Origin of the sequence: Mycobacterium seoulense, from assembly GCF_010731595.1 — a bacterium.
In the GTDB taxonomy this organism is placed as follows: domain Bacteria; phylum Actinomycetota; class Actinomycetes; order Mycobacteriales; family Mycobacteriaceae; genus Mycobacterium; species Mycobacterium seoulense.
This window is the reverse complement of record NZ_AP022582.1, coordinates 899,454-921,310: the sequence shown is the minus strand read 5'-3', so window position 1 is coordinate 921,310 and position 21,857 is coordinate 899,454. Positions and strand designations below refer to the sequence as shown.

At 69.1% G+C, this 21,857-nt stretch carries 20 protein-coding genes and 1 pseudogene; 9 read left to right on the top strand and 12 right to left on the bottom strand.

Features of this window, described 5'->3' with window-relative positions; genetic code table 11:
• Positions 1 to 153: 153 nt before the first annotated feature.
• Complete coding sequence (locus G6N37_RS04590; RefSeq protein WP_163676541.1) at positions 154 to 2,973, top strand: aconitate hydratase; 2,820 nt, start codon at positions 154 to 156, stop codon at positions 2,971 to 2,973.
• 11 nt (positions 2,974 to 2,984) lie between these two features.
• A complete protein-coding gene (locus G6N37_RS04585) occupies positions 2,985 to 3,590 on the top strand; it encodes a TetR/AcrR family transcriptional regulator (RefSeq protein WP_163676539.1) in 606 nt (201 codons plus the stop codon).
• Here G6N37_RS04585 and G6N37_RS04580 read toward each other — a convergent pair.
• The 4 genes and pseudogenes from G6N37_RS04580 to trxA all read right to left on the bottom strand — a co-directional run bounded on the left by G6N37_RS04580 (position 3,587) and on the right by trxA (position 6,753).
• A complete protein-coding gene (locus tag G6N37_RS04580; RefSeq protein ID WP_163684596.1) occupies positions 3,587 to 3,796 on the bottom strand; it encodes a helix-turn-helix domain-containing protein in 210 nt (69 codons plus the stop codon). The genes G6N37_RS04585 and G6N37_RS04580 overlap by 4 nt on opposite strands.
• A 92-nt stretch (positions 3,797 to 3,888) precedes the next feature.
• Complete coding sequence (locus G6N37_RS04575) at positions 3,889 to 5,517, bottom strand: ABC-F family ATP-binding cassette domain-containing protein (RefSeq protein WP_163676536.1); 1,629 nt, start codon at positions 5,515 to 5,517, stop codon at positions 3,889 to 3,891.
• 17 nt (positions 5,518 to 5,534) lie between these two features.
• Positions 5,535 to 6,372 (bottom strand): annotated as a pseudogene (locus G6N37_RS04570) (enoyl-CoA hydratase).
• Between the two features lie 27 nt (positions 6,373 to 6,399).
• Positions 6,400 to 6,753: a thioredoxin gene (gene trxA / locus G6N37_RS04565; RefSeq protein WP_066958286.1), complete on the bottom strand. Its 354-nt coding sequence runs from the start codon at positions 6,751 to 6,753 to the stop codon at positions 6,400 to 6,402.
• A gap of 203 nt (positions 6,754 to 6,956) precedes the next feature.
• On the opposite strand from trxA, the gene G6N37_RS04560 reads away from it, so the two are divergent.
• From G6N37_RS04560 to G6N37_RS04550, 3 genes are all read left to right on the top strand, one after another.
• Positions 6,957 to 8,783 (top strand): acyl-CoA dehydrogenase, encoded by a 1,827-nt coding sequence (locus tag G6N37_RS04560; RefSeq protein ID WP_163676531.1) that lies wholly within the window; start codon positions 6,957 to 6,959, stop codon positions 8,781 to 8,783.
• An 86-nt stretch (positions 8,784 to 8,869) separates the two neighbouring features.
• A complete protein-coding gene (locus G6N37_RS04555) occupies positions 8,870 to 9,661 on the top strand; it encodes a DUF5666 domain-containing protein (protein WP_174813792.1) in 792 nt (263 codons plus the stop codon).
• A gap of 102 nt (positions 9,662 to 9,763) precedes the next feature.
• Positions 9,764 to 10,498, top strand: coding sequence for a DUF5666 domain-containing protein (locus G6N37_RS04550; RefSeq protein WP_163676528.1), 735 nt, complete (start codon positions 9,764 to 9,766; stop codon positions 10,496 to 10,498).
• A gap of 14 nt (positions 10,499 to 10,512) precedes the next feature.
• On the opposite strand, the gene G6N37_RS04545 is transcribed toward G6N37_RS04550, so the two are convergent.
• From G6N37_RS04545 to G6N37_RS04515, 7 genes are read right to left on the bottom strand one after another with little or no spacing between them, the layout of a single operon-like run.
• Positions 10,513 to 10,860 carry a metal-sulfur cluster assembly factor gene (locus G6N37_RS04545; RefSeq protein WP_163676525.1) on the bottom strand — a complete coding sequence of 116 codons (348 nt, stop codon included), beginning with the start codon at positions 10,858 to 10,860 and terminating at the stop codon, positions 10,513 to 10,515.
• Positions 10,835 to 11,335, bottom strand: coding sequence for a Fe-S cluster assembly sulfur transfer protein SufU (gene sufU, locus G6N37_RS04540; protein ID WP_163676522.1), 501 nt, complete (start codon positions 11,333 to 11,335; stop codon positions 10,835 to 10,837). Before sufU ends, G6N37_RS04545 begins: the two co-directional genes overlap by 26 nt.
• Complete coding sequence (locus G6N37_RS04535) at positions 11,332 to 12,579, bottom strand: cysteine desulfurase (protein WP_163676519.1); 1,248 nt, start codon at positions 12,577 to 12,579, stop codon at positions 11,332 to 11,334. The genes sufU and G6N37_RS04535 overlap by 4 nt, the downstream gene beginning before the upstream one ends.
• A gap of 2 nt (positions 12,580 to 12,581) precedes the next feature.
• A complete protein-coding gene (gene sufC, locus G6N37_RS04530; protein ID WP_163676516.1) occupies positions 12,582 to 13,418 on the bottom strand; it encodes a Fe-S cluster assembly ATPase SufC in 837 nt (278 codons plus the stop codon).
• Entirely contained in the window at positions 13,415 to 14,569 is a 1,155-nt protein-coding gene (gene sufD, locus G6N37_RS04525; RefSeq protein ID WP_163676513.1) for a Fe-S cluster assembly protein SufD, read from the bottom strand. Before sufD ends, sufC begins: the two co-directional genes overlap by 4 nt.
• Positions 14,566 to 16,026 (bottom strand): Fe-S cluster assembly protein SufB, encoded by a 1,461-nt coding sequence (gene sufB, locus G6N37_RS04520; protein WP_163676510.1) that lies wholly within the window; start codon positions 16,024 to 16,026, stop codon positions 14,566 to 14,568. Before sufB ends, sufD begins: the two co-directional genes overlap by 4 nt.
• Positions 16,023 to 16,811, bottom strand: a complete 789-nt coding sequence (locus G6N37_RS04515) for a helix-turn-helix transcriptional regulator (protein WP_163676506.1) — start codon at positions 16,809 to 16,811, stop codon at positions 16,023 to 16,025. The genes sufB and G6N37_RS04515 overlap by 4 nt, the downstream gene beginning before the upstream one ends.
• A 268-nt stretch (positions 16,812 to 17,079) precedes the next feature.
• Here G6N37_RS04515 and G6N37_RS04510 point away from each other — a divergent pair, with 268 nt between their 5' ends.
• On the top strand, positions 17,080 to 17,370 hold the full coding sequence (locus G6N37_RS04510; RefSeq protein ID WP_163676503.1) for a hypothetical protein: 291 nt from the start codon (positions 17,080 to 17,082) through the stop codon (positions 17,368 to 17,370).
• Positions 17,371 to 17,452: 82 nt separating this feature from the next.
• Here G6N37_RS04510 and G6N37_RS04505 read toward each other — a convergent pair whose 3' ends face one another.
• Entirely contained in the window at positions 17,453 to 18,268 is an 816-nt protein-coding gene (locus G6N37_RS04505) for a HugZ family pyridoxamine 5'-phosphate oxidase (RefSeq protein WP_163676501.1), read from the bottom strand.
• A gap of 129 nt (positions 18,269 to 18,397) precedes the next feature.
• On the opposite strand from G6N37_RS04505, the gene mptB reads away from it, so the two are divergent.
• The 3 genes from mptB to G6N37_RS04490 are packed head-to-tail and all read left to right on the top strand — an operon-like array spanning position 18,398 to position 21,818.
• Positions 18,398 to 20,110, top strand: coding sequence for a polyprenol phosphomannose-dependent alpha 1,6 mannosyltransferase MptB (gene mptB / locus G6N37_RS04500; RefSeq protein WP_163676498.1), 1,713 nt, complete (start codon positions 18,398 to 18,400; stop codon positions 20,108 to 20,110).
• Entirely contained in the window at positions 20,107 to 21,042 is a 936-nt protein-coding gene (locus G6N37_RS04495) for an ABC transporter ATP-binding protein (RefSeq protein WP_163676495.1), read from the top strand. Before mptB ends, G6N37_RS04495 begins: the two co-directional genes overlap by 4 nt.
• The gene (locus tag G6N37_RS04490) at positions 21,039 to 21,818 is read left to right on the top strand and encodes an ABC transporter permease (RefSeq protein ID WP_163676493.1); all 780 of its coding nucleotides are present in this window, start codon (positions 21,039 to 21,041) and stop codon (positions 21,816 to 21,818) included. The genes G6N37_RS04495 and G6N37_RS04490 overlap by 4 nt, the downstream gene beginning before the upstream one ends.
• Positions 21,819 to 21,857 lie beyond the last annotated feature (39 nt).

Here is a 21,857-nt window from a genome sequence, read left to right as displayed (position 1 = left end):
GACTTCGGTATCGGGGGTTTAAACCGTCGACGTACGCGACAAGACTGGGACTACGGACGCCCCGCCGTAATGCAGGACAAGCGTACTGTTAAAGTAGCACCGCACCGCCCGACACGGCCCGTCGGCGGGAGAACTTAATCCTCGGGAGTTGAAGTGACTAAAGAAGATTCTGTGAACTCGTTCGGAGCACGCGACACCCTGAAGGTCGGCGACAAGAGCTATCAGATCTACCGTCTCGACGCCGTTCCCAACACCGAGAAACTCCCCTACAGCCTCAAGGTCCTGGCCGAGAACCTGCTGCGCAACGAGGACGGCAGCAACATCACCAAGGACCACATCGAGGCCATCGCGAACTGGGATCCCAAGGCGGAGCCCAGCATTGAGATCCAGTACACGCCCGCCCGGGTCGTGATGCAGGACTTCACCGGGGTGCCGTGCATCGTCGACCTGGCCACCATGCGCGAGGCCATCGGCGAGCTCGGCGGCAAGGCGGAAAAGGTCAACCCGCTGGCGCCGGCCGACCTGGTGATCGACCACTCGGTGATCGCCGACCTGTTCGGCACCGCCGACGCCTTCGAGCGCAACGTCGAGATCGAGTACCAGCGCAACGGGGAGCGCTACCAGTTCTTGCGCTGGGGCCAGGGCGCTTTCCGCGACTTCAAGGTGGTGCCGCCGGGCACCGGCATCGTGCACCAGGTCAACATCGAATACCTCGCCAGCGTGGTGATGGAACGCGACGGAGTCGCCTACCCCGACACCTGCGTGGGCACCGACTCGCACACCACCATGGTCAACGGCCTGGGCGTGCTGGGCTGGGGCGTCGGCGGCATCGAGGCCGAGGCCGCGATGCTCGGCCAGCCGGTGTCGATGCTGATCCCGCGGGTCGTCGGGTTCAAGCTGACCGGTGAGATCCAGCCGGGCGTCACCGCGACCGACGTCGTGCTGACCGTCACCGAGATGCTGCGCAAGCACGGCGTGGTCGGCAAGTTCGTCGAGTTCTACGGCGAGGGCGTGGCCGAGGTGCCGCTGGCCAACCGCGCCACCCTGGGCAACATGAGCCCCGAATTCGGTTCCACCGCAGCGATTTTCCCGATCGACGAGGAGACCATCTCCTACCTGCGGTTCACCGGCCGCGACGAAGAGCAGCTGGCCCTGGTCGAGGCCTACGCCAAGGAACAGGGCATGTGGCACGACCCCTCCCACGAGCCCGCCTTCTCCGAGTACCTCGAACTCAACCTGTCCGACGTGGTGCCGTCGATCGCCGGGCCGAAGCGCCCGCAGGACCGGATCGCGTTGTCGGACGCCAAGTCCACCTTCCGCGCACAGATCGGCGACTACGTCGGCGACGACCCCGACAAGAGGGAGTACTCCAAGCTCGACGAGGCCGTCGACGAGTCCTTCCCGGCCAGCGACCCCGGGGCGCTGGACAACGGTCACGCCGACGACGCCCCGAAGTTCGAATCGGCTGCCGCACATGCCAAGGGCCGGGTGAGCAACCCGGTGCGGGTGCGTTCCGACGACCGCGGCGAGTTCGAGCTCGACCACGGTGCGGTGGTGATCGCCGCGGTCACGTCGTGCACCAACACGTCCAACCCCGAGGTGATGCTGGGTGCCGCGCTGCTGGCCCGCAACGCCGTCGAGAAGGGCCTGGCCGCCAAACCCTGGGTGAAGACCACGATGGCGCCCGGCTCCCAAGTGGTCCACGACTACTACGAAAAGGCCGGCCTGTGGCCGTATCTCGAGAAGCTCGGCTTCTACCTCGTCGGCTACGGCTGCACCACGTGCATCGGCAACTCCGGCCCGCTGCCCGAGGAGATCTCCAAGGCGATCAACGACAACGACCTGTCGGTGGCCGCCGTGCTGTCCGGTAACCGCAACTTCGAGGGCCGGATCAACCCCGACGTGAAGATGAACTACCTGGCGTCACCCCCGCTGGTGGTGGCCTACGCGTTGGCGGGGACCATGGACTTCGACTTCGAAAACCAGCCGCTGGGCACCGACAAGGACGGCAAAGACGTTTATTTGAAGGACATCTGGCCGTCGCAGAAGGACGTCTCGGACACCATCGCCTCGGCGATCAGCCAGGAGATGTTCACCAAGAACTACGCCGACGTGTTCAAGGGCGACGAGCGGTGGCGCAACCTGCCCACCCCGAGCGGTGACACCTTCGAGTGGGACCAGGACTCGACGTACGTGCGCAAGCCCCCGTACTTCGAGGGGATGTCGGCCGAGCCCGAGCCGGTGAGCGACATCACCGGCGCCCGGGTGCTGGCGTTGCTGGGCGACTCGGTGACCACCGACCACATCTCCCCCGCCGGCGCGATCAAGCCGGGCACCCCGGCGGCACAGTACCTCGACGAGCACGGCGTGGACCGCAAGGACTACAACTCCTTCGGCTCGCGGCGCGGCAACCACGAGGTGATGATCCGCGGCACGTTCGCCAACATCCGGCTGCGCAACCAGTTGCTCGACGACGTCTCCGGCGGCTACACCCGCGACTTCACCCAGGACGGCGCTCCGCAGGCGTTCATCTACGACGCCGCGCAAAACTATGCGGCGCAGAACATTCCGCTGGTGGTGCTGGGCGGCAAGGAATACGGGTCCGGATCCTCACGCGACTGGGCGGCCAAGGGCACGCTGCTGCTTGGCGTCCGGGCGGTGATCGCCGAGTCGTTCGAGCGCATCCACCGCTCCAACCTGATCGGCATGGGCGTCATCCCGCTGCAGTTCCCCGAAGGCAAGTCCGCCAAGGCATTGGGGCTGGACGGCACCGAGGTGTTCGACATCACCGGCATCGAGGCGCTCAACGACGGCAAGACGCCCAAGACGGTGCGGGTGAAGGCCGTCAAGGACGGCGGGGATCCGATCGAGTTCGACGCGGTGGTACGCATCGACACCCCGGGCGAGGCCGACTACTACCGCAACGGCGGCATCCTGCAGTACGTGCTGCGCAACATGCTCAAAGCTGACTGATCCGGCGTCCGGTGCCCAAGGTCAGCGAGGGCCATCTGGCGGCGCGCCGCCGCCAGATCCTCGATGGTGCCCGCGGCTGCTTCGCCGAATACGGCTACGACAAGGCCACGGTGCGGCGGCTGGAACAAGCGATCGGCATGTCGCGCGGTGCCATCTTTCACCACTTCCGCGACAAGGACGCGCTGTTCTTCGCGCTCGCGCACGAAGACGCCGAGCGGATGGCCGACGTGGCGTCGCGCGAGGGCCTCATCCAGGTGATGCGCGACATGCTCGCCGCACCCGAGCAGTTCGACTGGCTGGCCACCCGGCTCGAGATCGCGCGCAAGCTGCGCAACGACCCCGAGTTCAGCCGCGGTTGGGCCGAGCGGTCCGCGGAACTGGCGGCGGCGACCACCGACCGGTTGCGCCGGCAGAAGGAGGCACAGCGGGTGCGCGACGACGTGCCCGGCGACGTGCTGCAGTGCTACCTGGAGTTGGTGCTCGACGGCCTGGTGGCCCGGCTGGCCTCGGGCGAGGATCCCCGACGGTTGTCCGCCGTGCTCGACCTCGTGGAGAAATCGGTGCGCCGCAACGACTCCGGGGACACCGGGCCGCGCGCTGGGGGGACCGCCCGCTAGCGGGTGGCCCCAGCTCGCGCGGTCTGGGAGGTGTGGTTGGGTCCGCCCCGCCCACGCATCGTGGTGCCCGCCTGGAGCAGCATGCTGTGGACCGATCCGTACGACCGTCCGGTGCGGGCCGCCAGCGTGCGGATGCTGGCGCCGCCCTCATAGGCGTTGCGCAGCTCGAACAACATCTGCTCGCGGGTCTTCCTCGACCTTTGCAGTGTCCTTTTCATGGATGCCCTCCGCGCCCGAACACGATCGCAAGCAACCAGAGTAGAAAGCCGCCGCCGTCCGCGGGCGGATTTCGCCGAAGTCAGGCGAGCTCGATGAGATCCCGGTATTCGTCGGACCAGAAGTCCTCGGTGCCGTCGGGAAGCAACACCACGCGCTGCGGGTCGAGGGCCTCGGCCGCCCCGGGATCGTGGGTCACCAGCACTACCGCGCCCTGGTAGCTGCGCAGCGCGTCGAGCACCTGTTCTCGCGAGGCCGGATCGAGGTTGTTGGTCGGTTCGTCGAGCAGCAGGACGTTCGCCGTGGACGCCACCAAGCCGGCCAGCGCGAGCCGGGTCTTCTCTCCGCCCGACAGCGTGCCCGCCGGTTGGTCGAGTTGCGGCCCGCTGAACATGAACGCGCCCAGCAGGCCGCGCAGGTCCTGCTCACCCGTGTCGGGTGCGGCGTGCCGGATGTTCTCCCACACGCTCGCGTCGTTGTCGAGCGTGTCGTGTTCCTGCGCGAAATAGCCCATGCGCAAACCGTGTCCGGGCTCCAGCCCGCCGGTGTCGGGCTTCTCGGTGCCGGCCAGCAGCCGCAGCAGCGTGGTCTTGCCTGCGCCGTTCAGTCCCAGCACCACCACCCGCGACCCGCGGTCGATGGCCAGGTCGACGCCGCTGAACACCTCCAGCGAGCCGTAAGACTTGCTGAGTCCCTTGGCGACCAGCGGGGTGCGCCCGCACGGGGCGGGGGTGGGGAACTTGATGCGGGCCACCTTGTCGGCGACCCGCTCCTCGTCGAGCGCGGCCATCATCCGGTCGGCACGACGCAACATATTTTGGGCCGCAACGGCTTTGGTGGCCTTGGCGCCCAGCTTGGCGGCTTGGGTGCGCAACGCGGCGGCCTTGCGCTCGGCGTTGGCGCGCTCGCGGCGGCGGCGCTGTTCGTCGGTGGCCCGGGCGTCCAGGTACTTCTGCCAGCCCATGTTGTAGACGTCGACCTCGCCGCGCACGGCGTCCAGGAACCACACCCGGTTCACGACGTCGGCGAGCAGCTCGACGTTGTGGCTGATGATCACCAGTCCGCCGGTGTGGGCCCGCAGGAAATCCCGCAGCCAGCCAACCGAATCCGCGTCGAGGTGGTTGGTGGGCTCGTCGAGCAGCAGGGTGGTTGACGAGCCGGCACCGGTGTCGGAGGCCGCGAACAGGATGCGCGCCAGCTCCACCCGCCGGCGCTGCCCGCCGGACAGCGTGCGCAGCTTCTGCGTCAGCACCCGGTCCGGCAGGCCCAGGCTCGCGCAGATGCGGCTGGCTTCGCTCTCGGCGCCGTAGCCGCCCAACGCGACGAAACGCTCCTCAAGCTGCCCGTAGCGGCGGATGGCGCGGTCCCGGGCGTCGTCGTCGGCGACCTCGGCCATCAAAGCCTGCTGCTTTTCCAGGTCGGTGAGCAGCACGTCGAGCCCGCGCGCGGACAGGACGCGGTCGCGGGCCAGCACCTCGAGGTCGCCCTCTTTGGGATCCTGTGGCAGGTAGCCGATCTCACCGGCGCGGGCGACGGAGCCCGCATACGGTTCGGTCTCCCCCGCCAGGATGCGCAGGGTGGTGGTCTTCCCCGCGCCGTTGCGCCCGACCAGCCCGATGCGGTCACCCGGCTGCACCCGCAGGTCCGGGCCGTCCGGTGAGAGCAGAATGCGCGCACCAGCGCGGACCTCGAGGTCCGTGGCCGTGATCACATTCGCTCCCTTGTCGTCTATTTGTCGTCGGTGAACACCGGAGGGCGTCGCTCGGCGCGCGCGGCAACCGCTTCTTCGAAGTTGGCGGTGAGCAGACGAACGAACAGCTGACCCAAGCCTTCGGCTTGCATGTGCGCCTCCAGGCTACCGGCGTCCAGCCCACTCCACAGTGTGCGCTTGGTCAACTCGATTCCCGGCCGCGAAAACGCCGCCATGCGCGCCGCGAGGGCGTAGCAGGTGTCCAGCAGCTGCTCGTCGGGCACCTGGCACGACACCAGCCCGATTCGCTCGGCCTCCTCGGCGGTCACGTCGCGGCCGGTCAGCATGATTTCAAACGCCCGCGACGACCCGATCGCCCTGGGCAACAGGTAACTGAGCCCCAGCTCGCTGGCGGTCAGGCCGTTGTTGATGCCGGCCGCACGGAAATACGCGCCGGTGGCGGCGACCCGGATGTCGGCGGCCAGCGCCAGGCAGAGCCCGCCGCCGATGGCCGGGCCGTTGACCGCGGCGATCACCGGCTGATGCAGGCGCCGCAGCCCCAGGATGACCTCGTCGAGTACCTCCATGGACCGCAGCGCGTAGCTCGGGCGGGTCAGGCCCTCGACGTGGGGCACCGAACCCGCGGACTTGTGGTCGGCGCCCGAGGAGAACCCCCGGCCCGCCCCGGTCAGCACGACCACGCGGACCGAATTGTCGTACCTGACCTTCTCCAGGGCCTCTTTGAGCGGCACCATGACGTCGAACGCCATGGAGTTCATCCGCTCGGGCCGATTGAGGGTTATCAGCGCGACGCCGGGCCGCGGGTGCTCCACCAGTACCAGACTCACCCAAGCAACCTAGCGCGTAGCCGAGCACCGCCCCGCGTGCGCCGCGGTGTGGGAGTTATTCGGCTTGGCCGGCCTGGGCCGCGTCGACGTCGAACGCCTTGATCTGCTGCACCAGGTCTTCCAGCGCGGCCGGCGGCAACGCCCCGGCCTGGTTGAACAGCAGTTTGCCCTTCTTGAAGGCCATCAGCGTGGGGATGGACCGGATCTGGGCGGCCGCGGCCAGCTGCTGCTCGGCCTCGGTGTCGACCTTGGCGTGCACGATGTCGGGGTGCTTCTCCGCCGACGCCTGGAAAGTGGGCCCGAACTGGCGGCACGGCCCGCACCAGGACGCCCAGAAATCGACGAGCACGATGTCGTTGCCCTCGATGGTTTCGTTGAACTTCTCGGCGGTGAGATCGAGTGTTGTCACATTTGCTACAACGCCCCAACCCGACGCGATGTTCCCGGGCGGCAAAGCCGGCGCAACAAAGCCCGCGCGCCCGGTTCGGGGCGACGACACCGGCGCGTAACCTGCCCGCGGCCCGCCGTAGGTTACGGTTGCGTACGTTTTCCCACGTCGGACACACTGATGCGGACAATCCGCCGCCCCGAAGGACCAGTGAGGGAATCGCGTTGGGCCACTACATCGCAAACGTCCGCGATATCGAGTTCAACCTGTTCGAGGTCCTCGACGTCGGCGCTGTCCTGGGCACCGGACCCTACGCCGACCTCGACGAGGAGACGGTCCGGACGATCGTGGCCGAGGCCGCCCGCCTGGCCGAAGGCCCCGTCGCCGAAACGTTCGCCTTCGCCGACCGCAACCCGCCGGTGTTCGACCCGGCCACCCACACCATCAGCGTGGCGCCCGAGCTGGCCAAAACGGTGGAGGCGATCAAAGAGGCCGGCTGGTGGCGGCTGATGCTCGACGAAGAGATCGGCGGCATGGCCGCTCCGCCGCCGCTGGCGTGGGGGGTCAACGAAATGATCATCTGCGCCAACCCGTCCGCGAACTTCTTCTGCCTCGGGCCCTTGATGGCCCAGGCGCTGTACGTCGAGGGCAACGAAGAGCAACGCCGCTGGGCGGCCGAGGGCGTGGAACGCGGCTGGGCGGCGACGATGGTGCTCACCGAACCCGACGCGGGCTCCGACGTCGGGGCGGGCCGCGCCAAGGCCGTCGCACAACCCGACGGCACCTGGCATATCGAGGGCGTGAAGCGTTTCATCTCCGGTGGAGACGTGGGCGACACCGCCGAGAACATCTTCCACCTGGTGCTGGCCCGACCGGAGGGTGCCGGACCCGGAACCAAGGGACTGAGCCTGTTCTACGTGCCCGAATACCTCTTCGACCCGGACACGTTCGAACTCGGGGCCCGCAACGGCGTTTTCACCACGGGCCTGGAACACAAGATGGGGATCAAGTCCTCGCCGACCTGCGAATTGACCTTCGGCGCAACGGATCTGCCCGCCGTCGGCTACTTGGTCGGCGACGTGCACAACGGGATCGCGCAGATGTTCACCGTGATCGAGCACGCGCGCATGACGATCGGCGTGAAGGCCGCCGGGACCCTGTCCACGGGCTACCTGAACGCGTTGGCGTTCGCCAAAGAGCGGGTGCAGGGTGCGGATCTCACGCAGATGGCCGACAAGACGGCGCCGCGGGTCACCATCATCCACCACCCCGACGTGCGTCGTAGCCTGATGACGCAGAAGGCCTACGCCGAGGGCTTGCGGGCGCTGTACATGTATGCCGCCGCCCACCAGGAAGACGCTGTGGCACAACATGTTTCTGGTGCCGATCACCAGATGGCGCACCGCGTGGACGACCTGCTGTTGCCGATCGTGAAGGGCGTGAGCTCGGAGCGGGCCTACGAAGTCCTGACCGAGTCGCTGCAGACGCTCGGCGGTTCGGGCTTCCTGCAGGACTACCCCCTCGAGCAGTACATCCGTGATTCCAAGATCGATTCGCTCTACGAGGGCACCACCGCCATCCAGGCGCTGGACTTCTTCTTCCGCAAGATCGTTCGCGACCGCGGCGAGGCCCTGCAGTTCGTCACGGCTCAGATCAACGCGACCATCGACGCCTGCGACGAGGCCCTCAAGCCGCAGGCCCTGCTGCTGCAGACCGCGCTCGACGAGGTCACGGCGATGACGGGCGCATTGACCGGATACCTGATGTCCGCGGCGCAACACCCGAGCGAAATCTACAAAGTCGGGCTCGGATCGGTGCGGTACCTGCTCGCGGTGGGCGATCTGCTCATCGGCTGGCGGCTGCTGGTGCAGGCGGGGGTCGCCCACGCCGCCCTGGCCGACGCCGCCGGCAACGACGCGACGTTCTATCGGGGCAAGGTGGCGACCGCGGCGTTCTTCGCCAAGAACATGCTGCCGAAACTGGCCTCGCTGCGCAAAGTCATCGAGTCCATCGACGACGAGGTCATGCGCGTTTCCGAACAGGCGTTCTGACCGCTCCGGTGTTGCACACAGGTTAGGCACAGCTTCAACGGGTAGTACCCATTGCGTTGGGTCCCATCACGATTGGAGAAGCGTCGATGCCTGCCAGCTGTCCAACGCCCCGGCTCACCCGGGTGGCGATCCTCGCGGTCACCGGCGCCACCGCGCTGTCGGTCGCCGCGTGCGGCTCGTCCAACAAAGCGAGCCCGACGACGTCGACCTCGACGTCCACCTCGGTGGTGACCTCGACCACGACATCGCCGGCACCGGCCAACGGAGAAGCCCGGGTCAGCGGCCTGATCGCCTCGGTGGCGGGCAATTCCGTTCAGGTGACCCAGGAGGACAACGCCACCGCCGCCGTGAACTTCACGGCGACGACCAAGGTCACCGAGGTCACCCCGGCCGCACTCACCGACGTCACCGCGGGCAACTGCGTCACTGTGCGGCCCGCCAGGGGAGGGCAGGCCGGGCAGCCCGTCACCGCGGCGTCGGTGAAGGTCAGCCCGTCGGTCAACGGCACCTGCCCCAAGCCCAAGGCGGCTGCACCCGGTGGTTCACCCAGCCCGGCCCCGTCCGGGGCGCCGACGCCGCCGCCGGCACGGCCCGCCCCGGTCGGGGGCTCGGTGGCTTCGGTTACCGGTAACACCATCAATGTCACGGGCACCGACCCGAGCGGCAACACCACCCAGACGGCCGTGACGGTCGACGACAAGACCAAATACCTGAAGCAGTCGTCCGCCACCACGGACGCGATCGCGCAGGGCAAATGCCTGACCGCGCGCGGAACCAAGGACAGCAGTGGCGCGCTGCAGGCGACCAGCATCAACGTCCGGCCGGCCAACGACGGCAAATGCGGCGGCCCGGCCAAGCCACCGCACGCCCACGGCTGAGGCCGCCTGAGATTACCGTCACACCGGGCGGGCGCGGCGGTGATATCCGCGTCCGCCTGGGTATTCGCTGGCGATGGCCAGCCCACGACCGGAGGTGTGTCGATGCCTGCCACGTCGGTGAACCCGCGGTTGGCGCGGCTCGCGCTCGTCGCCGTCATCGCGGTGATCCTGCTGGGCGTCGCCATGTGCCGGTCGAGCGACACGACCACCGGCAATACCGCCAAACCGACGGCCGCCGCCGCGGCCCCGCCCAGCGCGGCGCCGCCGAGCGCGGCGCCGCCCCCGGCGCCCCCACCCGTGGGCAAGGACTACGTCGAGGGCATGGTCCAGTCAGTGGCCGGCGACAAGATTCAGCTCAGAACACGCGGCGGTTCGGCGACCGTCGACTTCGCCCCCGCGACACCCGTCTTCCAGGTTGCCCCGGCCAACCTCCCCGATGTCACCCCGGGTAGCTGTGTCAACGTGCGAGCCACCCCGCAGAGTTCACCCGCCGCCGGCGTTACCGCGCAGACCGTCATGATCACCACGGCCGTCGACGGCAAATGCCCGCCGCCCGCCGGCTTCTACGGCACGGTCGCATCGGTGTCGGGAAACACGATCGCCGTCAACGGGATTGGGCCCGGCGGCCCCACCACGGTGACCGTCACCGACGCGACGTCCTACAAGAAGCAGACGATCAGCAACACCCAGGCGATCACGAACGGCACGTGCATGGGGGCTCAGGGGACGAACGACGGCGGGGCGCTGCAGGCGACGACCATCAGCCTGCAAGCGTGCCCCCCGATGGGGCACCCGCACCACCACCTGCACCTGCCGCACCTGCCCTTCCACCTCTAGCGGCGGTACGGGGTTCAGACGGTGAAACCGAGCGCCCGCAATTGTTCACGCCCGTCCTCGGTGATCTTGTCGGGACCCCACGGCGGGTTCCAGACCCAGTTGATCCGCAGGTCGTCGACCAGCCCGCTGCTGACGAGCGCGCTGCGGGACTGGTCCTCGATGACGTCGGTCAGCGGGCAGGCCGCCGAGGTCAACGTCATGTCGATGAGGGCGACGGTTCCCTCGTCGCCCTCTTCGACGTTGAGGCCGTAGACCAGTCCGAGATCGACGACGTTGATGCCCAGTTCGGGGTCGACGACGTCGCGCATCGCCTCCTCGAGGTCGGCAAGAAATTCGTCACCCAATGCGGCGGTCTCGCTCATCCTTGTCCTCCTCGAAGTCCGCGTCCCTGTCCGCGCAAGCCTGGGCCAATGCGTCCTTGAACGCCATCCAGCCCAGCAGCGCGCATTTCACCCGGGCCGGATATTTGGCCACCCCGGCGAATGCGATCCCGTCGCCGAGAATTTCCTCGTCGCCCTCGATGGTGCCGCGGGAGGACACCATGTCGGTGAAGGCGGTGATGGTCTCGAGCGCATCGGGCACCGCCTGACCGATCACCTGCTGGGTGAGCACCGACGTCGCCGCCTGGCTGATCGAGCAGCCCTGGCCGTCATAGGAGACGTCCGCGACGCGCTCCCCGTCGTCCGACAGCGCGACCCGCAGGGTCACCTCGTCGCCGCAGACCGGGTTGACGTGGTGGACCTGCGCACCGAACGGCTCGCGCAGGCCGCGGTGCTGCGGATGCTTGTAGTGATCGAGGATCACGTCCTGATACATCTGCTCCATGCGCACTGTCATTCTCTCCCAAAGAATTCCAGCGCGCGCCGCACGCCGGCAACCAGACGCTCGACCTCGTCGGGGGTGTTGTACACCGCGAACGACGCCCGGGCCGTCGCCGCCACGCCGAACCGCCGGTGCAGCGGCATCGCGCAGTGATGCCCCACGCGGACCGCGACGCCGTCGTCGTCGAGCACCTGCCCGACGTCGTGCGCGTGCACGCCGTCGACGACGAACGAGACGGGCGAACCCCGGTTCTCCATGGTGGTCGGCCCGATGATTCGCACGCCCTCGATGCCCGCAAGTCCCTCGAGGGTCGCGGCGACCAGGTCGCGCTCGTGCGCCCGGACCGCGTCCATGCCGATGGCGTTGAGATACCTTGCGGCCGAACCCAACCCGACCACCTGGGAGGTCATCGGGGTGCCCGCCTCGAACCGTTGCGGCGCCGGGGCGTAGGTAGACGCCTCCATGGTCACCGTCTCGATCATCGACCCGCCGGTGAGGAAGGGCGGCAGCTCCGAGAGCACCTCGCGCCGGGCGTAGAGCGCGCCGACCCCATTGGGGGCCAACATCTTATGACCGGAGAAGGCCGCGAAGTCGACGCCGAGCGCGTGCAGGTCGACCGGCTCGTGTGGCACCGACTGGCAGGCGTCCAGCACCGTCAGGGCGCCCACCGCCCTGGCACGGTCGACCAGCTCGGTCACCGGCGCGATCGCGCCGGTGACATTCGAATGATGGCTGAAGGCCACGACTTTCACGCGCTCATCGAGCTCCAGCGAGTCCAGGTCGATCCGCCCGTCGTCGGTCACGCCGTACCAGCGCAGCGTGGCGCCGCTGCGACGGGCCAGCTCCTGCCAGGGGACGATGTTGGCGTGGTGCTCGAGCTCGGTGGTGACGATGACGTCACCCTCCCCCACGGCACCGTCGAAGCGGTTGTCGCCCAGGACGTATGACGCCAGATTGAGGGCCTCGGTGGCGTTGCGGGTGAAGACCAGCTCGTCGGCGCCGGCGCCGACGAACGCCGCGACGTCCGCGCGGCCCTGCTCGTAGGCGTCCGTCGCCTCCTCCATCAACTGGTGCGCGCCACGATGCACCGCGCCGTTGGAGGTGATCAGGAACTCACGTTCGGCGTCGAGCACCTGCAGCGGGCGCTGCGACGTCGCGCCGGAATCGAGGTACGCCAACTGCTTTCCGCCACGCATGGTGCGCTTCAGGATGGGAAAATCAGCGCGGATCGCGTCGACGTCCAGTGCTGTCGCGGTCATGCTTACGCCCCTGCGGCCGCCGCTCGCGGCGATCGCGAGCGCGGCGAAGCCGGGCGCTGCGGGTCGTCGCCATCGCTCTGCGTGAAGCGCACGTAGCCGTTCTCCTCGAGTTCGTCGGCCAGCTCCGGACCGCCGGACTCGACGATGCGGCCCCCGACGAACACGTGCACGAATTGCGGCCGGATGTAGCGCAGGATCCGGGTGTAGTGGGTGATGAGCAGAATGCCGCCGTGCTCCGCCTCGGCGTAGCGATTCACGCCCTCGCTGACCACGCGCAGCGCGTCCACGTCCAGGCCGGAGTCGGTCTCGTCGAGAATGGCGATCTTGGGCCTCAGCAGCCCCAGCTGAAGAATCTCGTGGCGCTTCTTCTCGCCACCGGAAAACCCTTCGTTGACACTGCGTTCGGCGAACGCCGGGTCGATGTCGAGGTCGGCCATGGCGGCCTTCACCTCCTTGACCCAGTGGCGCAGTTTCGGCGGTTCGCCGCGGACGGCGGTCGCGGCGCTGCGCAGGAAGTTCGACATCGACACCCCCGGCACCTCGACGGGGTACTGCATGGCCAGGAACAACCCGGCGCGGGCACGTTCGTCGACGCTCATGTCCAGCACGTTCTGGCCGTCCAGCGTGATCGACCCGGACGTCACCTCATACTTCGGGTGACCGGCGATGGCGTAGGACAGCGTGGACTTGCCCGAGCCGTTGGGCCCCATCACCGCATGCGTCTCACCGGAATTGACGGTCAGGTTGACGCCGTTGAGGATGGGAATCTCGCGGTTGCCCTCGGGGGCGTTGTGGTCTTCGACGCTGACGTGCAGGTCTTTGATTTCCAGGGTCGTCATGAGGCTGCTGTCTTCTCCGTGATTTCCAGTTCGTGTTCGATGGCTGCGGTCAGGCGTTCCCGGATGTCCGGCACGGCGATCTTGGCGATGATCTCGCCGAAGAAGCCGCGCACCACCAGCCGGCGCGCCTGGTCCTCGGGGATGCCGCGGGCGCGCAGGTAAAACAATTGCTCGTCGTCGAAACGCCCGGTGGCACTGGCGTGTCCGGCGCCGACGATCTCGCCGGTCTCGATCTCCAGGTTGGGCACCGAGTCGGCGCGCGCCCCGTCGGTGAGTACCAGGTTGCGGTTCACCTCGAAGGTGTCGGTGTCGGTGGCCTCGGCGCGGATCAGCACGTCACCGATCCAGACGGTGTGCGCGTCGGGTCGTTGCGATGCCGGGTCTCCTTGCAGCGCACCCTTGTACAGCACGTTGGACTTGCAGTGGGGCTGCGCGTGGTCGACCAGCAGCCGCGCCTCCAGGTGCTGCCCGTCGTCGGCGAAGTACAACCCGAGCAGCTCGGCGTCTCCGCCCGGGGCGGCGTAGCGCACATGGGCCGACATCCGCACCACCTCGCCGCCCAGGGTGACGGCGACGTGCCGCAGCACCGCGTCCTTGCCCAGCCTGGCGTGCTGCGCGTTGACGTGCACCATGTCGTCGGCCCAGTCCGCGATCCACACAACGGTGAGCCGGGCGGCATCGTCGACGATGAATTCGACGTTGTCGGCGTAGGTTCCGCTGCCCCGATGGTCGATCACCACGACCGCCTCGCCGAGTTCGGCGACGCTGATCTGCAGGTGCCCGTAGGCCACCGCGCCCGCCCCGGGGCCCGTCACGGTGATGTTGATCGGCTCGGCGATCTGGGTGTCCCGCCCGACGCTCACCAGCGTCGCGGAATTGAACGACGAAAACGCTTGCGCCGCAACACGGTCGGTAGGAACACCGGCGCGGCCGAGCCGCTCGTCGCCGCGGCGCACGCTCTCGACCCGCACGCCGGGCTGTTCGGTGACGCTGATCTGCGCCTTACCGGTGGCCTGCGCCGAGCCGTCGTGCAGCCCGCGCAGCCGCCGCAGCGGGGTGAACCGCCAGATCTCGTCGCGCCCGCTGGGCACCTCGAAAGCGTCGACGTCGAAGGACGCGAACAACTCGCCCTTGTTGAGTGCAGCCGTCATCCGACCGCGCCCTCCATCTGCAACTCGATGAGCCGGTTGAGCTCCAGGGCGTACTCCATGGGCAGTTCCTTGGCGATCGGCTCGACGAAGCCGCGCACCACCATCGCCATCGCCTCGTCCTCGGTCAGCCCGCGGCTCATCAGGTAGAACAGCTGGTTGTCGCTCACCTTGGACACCGTGGCCTCGTGGCCCATCGTGACGTCGTCCTCGCGGATGTCGACGTAGGGGTAGGTGTCGCTGCGGCTGATCGTATCGACCAGCAGCGCATCGCATTTCACGCTGGACCGGGAGCCGTGCGCGCCCTTGTTCACCTGCACCAGGCCGCGGTAGGAGGTGCGGCCACCGCCGCGGGCCACCGACTTCGAGACGATGTTGCTCGACGTGTTCGGCGCCAGGTGCAACATCTTGGCGCCGGCGTCTTGGTGCTGCCCCTCCCCGGCGAAGGCGACCGACAAGACCTCGCCCTTGGCGTGCTCCCCGGTCATCCACACCGCCGGGTATTTCATGGTCACCTTGGACCCGATGTTGCCGTCGACCCACTCCATGGTGGCCCCGGCCTCCGCGCGGGCCCGCTTGGTGACCAGGTTGTAGACGTTGTTCGACCAGTTCTGAATCGTGGTGTAACGGCAACGGCCACCCGGCTTGACGATGATCTCCACCACCGCCGAGTGCAGCGAGTCCGACGTGTAGATGGGCGCCGTGCAGCCCTCCACGTAATGCACGTAAGCGTTTTCGTCGACGATGATCAGGGTCCGCTCGAACTGGCCCATGTTCTCGGTGTTGATCCGGAAGTAGGCCTGCAGCGGGATGTCGACGTGCACGCCGGGCGGGACGTAGATGAACGATCCGCCGCTCCACACCGCGGTGTTCAGGGCGGAGAACTTGTTGTCGCCGGCCGGGATCACGGTGCCGAAGTACTGCTGGAAGATCTCGGGGTGTTCGCGCAGCGCCGTGTCGGTGTCCAGGAAGATGACGCCCTGCTTCTCCAGGTCCTCTCGGATGGAGTGGTAGACGACTTCCGACTCGTACTGCGCGGCGACACCGGAGACCAGCCGCTGCTTCTCGGCCTCCGGGATGCCCAGCTTGTCGTAGGTGTTCTTGATGTCCGCGGGGAGATCGTCCCAGGTTGCGGCCTGCTTTTCGCTGGAGCGCACGAAGTACTTGATGTTGTCGAAGTGGATACCGCTCAGGTCCGAGCCCCAGTTCGGCATGGGCTTCTTGTCGAAGATGCGCAGCGCCTTGAGCCGTGTCTCCAGCATCCACTCGGGCTCGTTCTTCTTCGCCGAGATGTCGCGGACCACCGCCTCGGAAAGCCCGCGCTGCGCGCTGGCGCCCGCGACGTCGGAGTCGGACCAGCCGTAGCCGTAGCGGCCCAGGGAGGCGATGGCCTGCTCCTGAGTCAACGGGCCGGCCGCTCCTGTTTGGAAGGCCTGCTGGGCCTCGGGGGTGAGGGTCATAACGACGCTCCTTCGATGCTCGTGGTGTCGCGACGCGGGCTGGGCGCCGGGGTCAGAGGCACGTGGGTGGTGCAGGCGCAATTCCCGTTGACGATGGTCGCCAACCGCTGCACGTGGGTCCCGAGCACCTCGGCCATGGCCTGCTGCTCGGCTTCACACAGCTCCGGGAACTCCTCGGCGACGTGCGACACCGGGCAGTGGTGCTGACAGATCTGCACGCCGTGGATCGGCCCGCCGACGCGTGCCGTGGTGGCGACGTAACCGGCCTGGGTCAGCGCGTCGGCGACGCGCTCGGCGGCCGCCTCGACCGCGGCGTCCTCGTCGCTGTCGGCGGCCGGGACGCCGGCGAGGATCGCGTCGATGCGGCGCCGGGCGAATGTCTGGACGGCGTCCTCCCCGCCGATCTCGCGCAGCTGCCGCATGGCCGCCGCCGCCAGGTCGTCATAGGCGTGTTCGAGCTTGGCGCGGCCCGCCGCCGTCAGCCGGAAACGCTTGGCGGGGCGGCCACGCCCCACCTGCTGCCACGACGCTGCGGGCACCGACTCGGCGTCGCCCGCCTCGACCAGGGCGTCGAGATGGCGCCGCACGCCGGCGGCCGCCAGCCCGAGCCGGTCGCCGATCTCGCCGGCGGTGATCGATCCGGACTCCAGCAGCAAGCGCACGATGGCGCGGCGGGTGTGGCGATCCGGCACCGCCGCGGCCGCCGCGCGCGCGTCAGCGTCATCGAGGCCGGTTCGGATTTTCACAACACCAGTGTGACGCAATTCCGGGGATCGGTCCACCAAGGGTGCCCTGAGCGGCCGTCGCGCTGGTCACACCGGGGCCGGTGACGACGCGAACGCGAGGCTACCGGACCGGCCGCCGTGCGTTACCACGCGGCGCCACGACGTGAATCCTCGTGGCGGCACGTCCCTCCGCAGTAGCCGCCTCTTCGCCGTTGCCGACGGCGAAGACCATTGGCAGCCACGATGGGACCTTCGCCCATAGTGGCCGGCCCGCCGCGCCGAATAGCGTCGGCGGCGGTATTGAAATCACCCCGAAGAAGGAAATGACATGTCTCAGACGACCGAATCGAAGTCCGTCGCATCGCGTTCGACCGACCTGCTCGACGAGGTGCGTGAATCGGCAAAAGCCGGACAGCACGCTGCGGCCGAAGCGCTCCGCGCCTTCCACAAGACCCTTGACGACGCGATCCCGGAGGCGGTGCAACCCCTACGCACCAAGATCGTCGACGCCGCCATCGAACTGGCCGACAAGCTCGTCGCCGCCCAGTATCAGTTCAACCGCAAGCTGGTCTCGACCGCGGACCGGGCGCTGAGCAAGGCTGACGGCGACGAGAAGTAGCCCCTGACGCGGCCCCGGCTGTTGGCGGCTCGTCGTCGACGACGGTGCGGATCATGCGCTTGCGTGTGAGCCGCCGAGTCCGTCAACAGCCGGTTCCGCGAGCCGGTTCCGCGGCGCGGGCCAAGTCCGCTGTGGCCGAACGCAATTGGTCCGCGGATTCCAGCCGTGCCGGGAACCCGACCCGGGTGTAGGCCACTCCGCGGGGGGTATGCACGCGCAGGTCCAGGCCGTAGCGGTCGACGCCGGTACAGATTGCCGTGTCGGTGTCGGGGTAGCCGCCGAAGGTCCGGGCCATGGCCGCCAGGGCGTCCGCGTGGTCGGCGTTGAGATGCGCGAGGGCCCGGGCGGCCGCCGGCGCAACCGGATCCGGCGAAGCGGTGGCGTACTGGTCGCCGGTGGCCGAGTCCATCCGGCCGTATCCGCCGACCCACCGCACCCGCTGAACTCGTAGCACCCACAGGCTGAAGTCGCTGAAGTCCAGGTAGTGCCGGGCGGCGGGGACCGCGTCCAGGTATGCCGCCCGCGCCTCGTCGCGTTCGGACGCCGTGGGCTTCGCGACCACCCCGGCCAGGGTGATTCGGCTGCCGGCCAGCGGGTCGGTGTCGCCGCTCGCCGCCACGATCGACAGGCTGGCCCTCGGGTCGCGCGCGAGGTTGCGGCCGTGCTCGGCCAGGCTCGAGACGCACAGCACCGGCATCCCATCCAGCAGTCCATAGGCCACTAACGACGCCCACGGGTCGCCGTCGGCGGTCAAGGTCGCCAACGTGGCGGCGTTGGTGGCGGCGGCGATGGTGCGGGCCTGCTCCGCGGCGGACGGGCGCGCGTCGTTCGCCGGTGGGCACAGGGGCGGGGGCGCAGACGGTGCGTCCCCGGGGTCGCCATGGTCGCTGATCGCCACGAACGCGAGGCTACGCGCGAAGAAGGCCTGGGCAACGGCGGCCGGGATGACCGTCGGGGTAGCCGACCGCGGACGTCATCGCGACGGCGAGCCGACGGGTCGGGAGTACCCGGCGGTTAGGCTGCACTGATGGCAGCCCGCCACCACGCGCTGAGCTCGTCGATCGCCAGCTTGCACGGCGACGAGCAGGCGGTGGGCACGCCGCTGAACGACACCGAGCTCACCGCGCTGCAGCGCACCCGCCTGTTCGGGGCCACCGGCACCGTCCTGATGGCCATCGGCGCGCTGGGCGCCGGGGCCCGGCCCGTCGTGCAGGACCCCACGTTCGGGGTACGGCTGCTCAACCTGCCCTCGCGGATCCAGACGGTCTCGTTGACGATGACGACGACGGGCGCGGTCATGATGGCGCTGGCCTGGCTGATGCTCGGCCGGTTCGCGTTGGGCAGCAGGCGGATGTCCCGCGGCGACCTGGACCGCACCCTGCTGCTGTGGACCCTGCCGCTGTTGATCGCGCCGCCGATGTACAGCAAGGACGTCTACTCCTACCTGGCCCAGAGCCAGATCTCCCTGGAAGGGCTCGACCCGTACCGGGTGGGCCCGGCGTCGGGACTCGGCCTGTCCCACGTCTTCACGCTCTCGGTCCCCACCCTGTGGCGCGAGACGCCGGCGCCCTACGGCCCGCTGTTCCTGTGGATCGGGCGGGGCATCTCCGCGATCACCGGGGAGAACATCGTGGCCGCCGTGCTGTGTCACCGGCTGGTCGAACTGATCGGCGTGGGGTTGATCGTGTGGGCGACACCGCGGCTGGCCCGGCGCTGCGGCGTCGCCGAGGTGAGCGCGCTGTGGCTGGGCGCGGCCAATCCGCTGCTGATCATGCATCTGGTGGCCGGGGTCCACAACGAGGCGCTGATGCTCGGGCTGATGCTGGCCGGCGCCGAGTTCGCGCTGCGCGGCATCGACGCACCGCGGTTGTTCCCGGCTTCCTGGCGGCCCGGCCCGCAGTGGGAACCGCTGGGCATGCTGCTGGCCGGCGCCGTCCTGATCATCCTGTCGTCGCAGGTGAAGCTGCCGTCGCTGCTGGCGCTCGGGTTCGTCACGATGGCGCTGGCCTATCGCTGCGGGGGCAACCTGCGGGCGCTGCTGCTGGCGGGCGGCGCGATGACGGCGCTGTCGCTGGCGGTGATGGCGGTCGTCGGCCGGGCCAGTGGACTCGGGTTCGGCTGGATCTACACCCTGGGCACGGCCAACGTCGTCCGCAGCTGGATGTCGCCGCCGACCCTGCTGGCCCTGGGCACCGGGCAGGTGGGGATCCTGCTGGGGCTCGGGGACCACACCACCGCGGTGTTGGGGCTCACCCGCGCCATCGGCGTGCTGATCATCATGGTGATGGTGGCCTGGTTGCTGGTGGCGGTCTTCCGCGGCCGCTTGCACCCGATCGGCGGCCTGGGCGTGGCGCTGGGCGTCACCGTGCTGTTGTTTCCCGTCGTGCAGCCCTGGTACCTGCTGTGGGCGATCATCCCGCTGGCCGCCTGGGCGACCCGCAGCGGGTTCCGGACCGCGGTCATCGTCATGACCCTCGTCGTGGGCATCTTCGGCCCGACGGCCAACGGCGACCGCTTCGCGCTCTTCCAGATCGTGGACGCCACCCTGGCCAGCACCGTCATCGTCGCGGTGCTCATCGCCGTGACCTACACCCGGTTGCCGTGGCGGCGGCCCCCGGGCGAGGGCGCCGAAACGCCTCCGCAGCCCGTCGAGACGGCGCCGGCGCCGGGCACCGCCGAGGTCCCCCGGGCCACCCCCAGTTCGGAGGCGGTGCCCGACGCCTACGCTGATTCCACGTGAGCTCGGACGTTCCTGAAACAGTCGTGCGACTGCGCGGGGTGAGCAAGCACTACGGATCCACCACGGCCGTCGCCGATCTCGACCTCGAGGTGCACGCCGCCGAAGTGCTCGCCCTGCTGGGCCCCAACGGCGCCGGCAAGACCACGACGGTCGAAATGTGCGAGGGCTTCGTGCGCCCCGACGCCGGCACCATCGAGGTGCTCGGGCTGGACCCGATCGCCGACAACGCCCGCCTGCGCACCCGCATCGGGGTCATGCTGCAGGGCGGCGGCGGCTACCCCAGCGCCCGCGCCGGCGAAATGCTCAACCTGGTCGCCTCCTACGCCGCCGACCCGCTGGACCCGACGTGGCTGCTGGACACGCTGGGCCTCACCGACGCCGCCCGCACCACCTACCGGCGGCTGTCCGGCGGGCAGCAGCAGCGGCTCGCGCTGGCCTGCGCGCTGGTCGGGCGGCCCGAGCTGGTCTTCCTCGACGAGCCGACCGCCGGCATGGACGCGCACGCCCGGCTGCTGGTCTGGGAACTGATCGACGCCCTGCGCCGCGACGGCGTGACGGTGCTGCTGACCACCCACCAACTCAAGGAGGCCGAGGAGCTCGCCGACCGGCTGGTCATCATCGACCACGGCGCGACGGTGGCCGCCGGCACACCGGCCGAGTTGATGCGCACCGGTGCCAAGGACGAGCTGCGGTTCACCGCGCCGCCGCGGCTCGACCTGTCCCTGCTGACCGCCGCCCTGCCGGAGGACTACCGGGCCAGCGAGGTGACGCCGGGCGAGTACCTGGTGGAGGGGCCGGTCGACCCGCAGGTGCTGGCCACCGTCACGGCGTGGTGCGCGCGCATCGACGTGCTGGCCACCGACATGCGCGTCGAGCAGCGCAGCCTCGAGGACGTGTTCCTCGACCTCACCGGCAGGAAGTTGCGGCAGTGACCGAATCGGACGTCTTCCCCGCGGGCACCTTCACCCCCGACCCCAGGCCGGCCGCCGTGCCGCGGATGCTGGCCGCCCAGTTCGGCCTGGAGCTCAAGCTGCTGCTGCGCAACGGCGAGCAGCTGCTGCTGACCATGTTCATCCCGATCACGCTGCTGGTCGGGCTCACCCTGTTGCCGTTCGGCTCGTTCGGCCACAACCGGGCCGCCACCTTCGTGCCGGCCATCATGGCCCTCGCGGTGATTTCGACCGCGTTCACCGGGCAGGCCATCGCCGTCGCCTTCGACCGGCGCTACGGCGCGCTCAAGCGGCTGGGCGCGACTCCGCTACCCGTCTGGGGCATCATCGCGGGCAAGTCGCTGGCCGTCGTCACCGTGGTGTTCCTACAGGCGATCCTGTTGGGGGCCATCGGGTTTGCGCTGGGCTGGCGGCCCGGCCCGGCGGCGCTGGCGTTGGGCGCGGCGGTCATCGCGCTGGGCACCGCAGGTTTCGCGGCGCTCGGGCTGCTGCTCGGCGGCACGCTGCGGGCCGAGATCGTGCTCGCGGTCGCCAACCTGCTGTGGTTCGTCTTCGCCGGGCTCGGCGCGCTGACCGTGGAAAGCGGGATGATCCCGACCGGGGTCAAGTGGGCGGCCCGGCTCACCCCGTCGGGCGCGCTCACCGAGGCGCTGTCGCGGGCGATGGCCCTGTCGGTGGATTGGTTCGGGATCGTCGTCCTGGTGGTGTGGGGGGCGCTGGCGGCCCTGGCCGCGCGACGCTGGTTCCGGTTCACCTGACGCGCGGCGAGATTGCCGCCATGGTCGTGGTCGGCGCCG

Coding starts and splice junctions, on each gene's coding strand:
- G6N37_RS04555 (WP_174813792.1), top strand. CDS start 8,870: ATGCCTGCCAGCTGTCCAACGCCCCGGCTCACCCGGGTGGCGATCCTC.
- G6N37_RS04550 (WP_163676528.1), top strand. CDS start 9,764: ATGCCTGCCACGTCGGTGAACCCGCGGTTGGCGCGGCTCGCGCTCGTC.
- G6N37_RS04545 (WP_163676525.1), bottom strand. CDS start 10,860: ATGAGCGAGACCGCCGCATTGGGTGACGAATTTCTTGCCGACCTCGAG.
- sufU (WP_163676522.1), bottom strand. CDS start 11,335: ATGACAGTGCGCATGGAGCAGATGTATCAGGACGTGATCCTCGATCAC.
- G6N37_RS04535 (WP_163676519.1), bottom strand. CDS start 12,579: ATGACCGCGACAGCACTGGACGTCGACGCGATCCGCGCTGATTTTCCC.
- sufC (WP_163676516.1), bottom strand. CDS start 13,418: ATGACGACCCTGGAAATCAAAGACCTGCACGTCAGCGTCGAAGACCAC.
- sufD (WP_163676513.1), bottom strand. CDS start 14,569: ATGACGGCTGCACTCAACAAGGGCGAGTTGTTCGCGTCCTTCGACGTC.
- sufB (WP_163676510.1), bottom strand. CDS start 16,026: ATGACCCTCACCCCCGAGGCCCAGCAGGCCTTCCAAACAGGAGCGGCC.
- G6N37_RS04510 (WP_163676503.1), top strand. CDS start 17,080: ATGTCTCAGACGACCGAATCGAAGTCCGTCGCATCGCGTTCGACCGAC.
- mptB (WP_163676498.1), top strand. CDS start 18,398: ATGGCAGCCCGCCACCACGCGCTGAGCTCGTCGATCGCCAGCTTGCAC.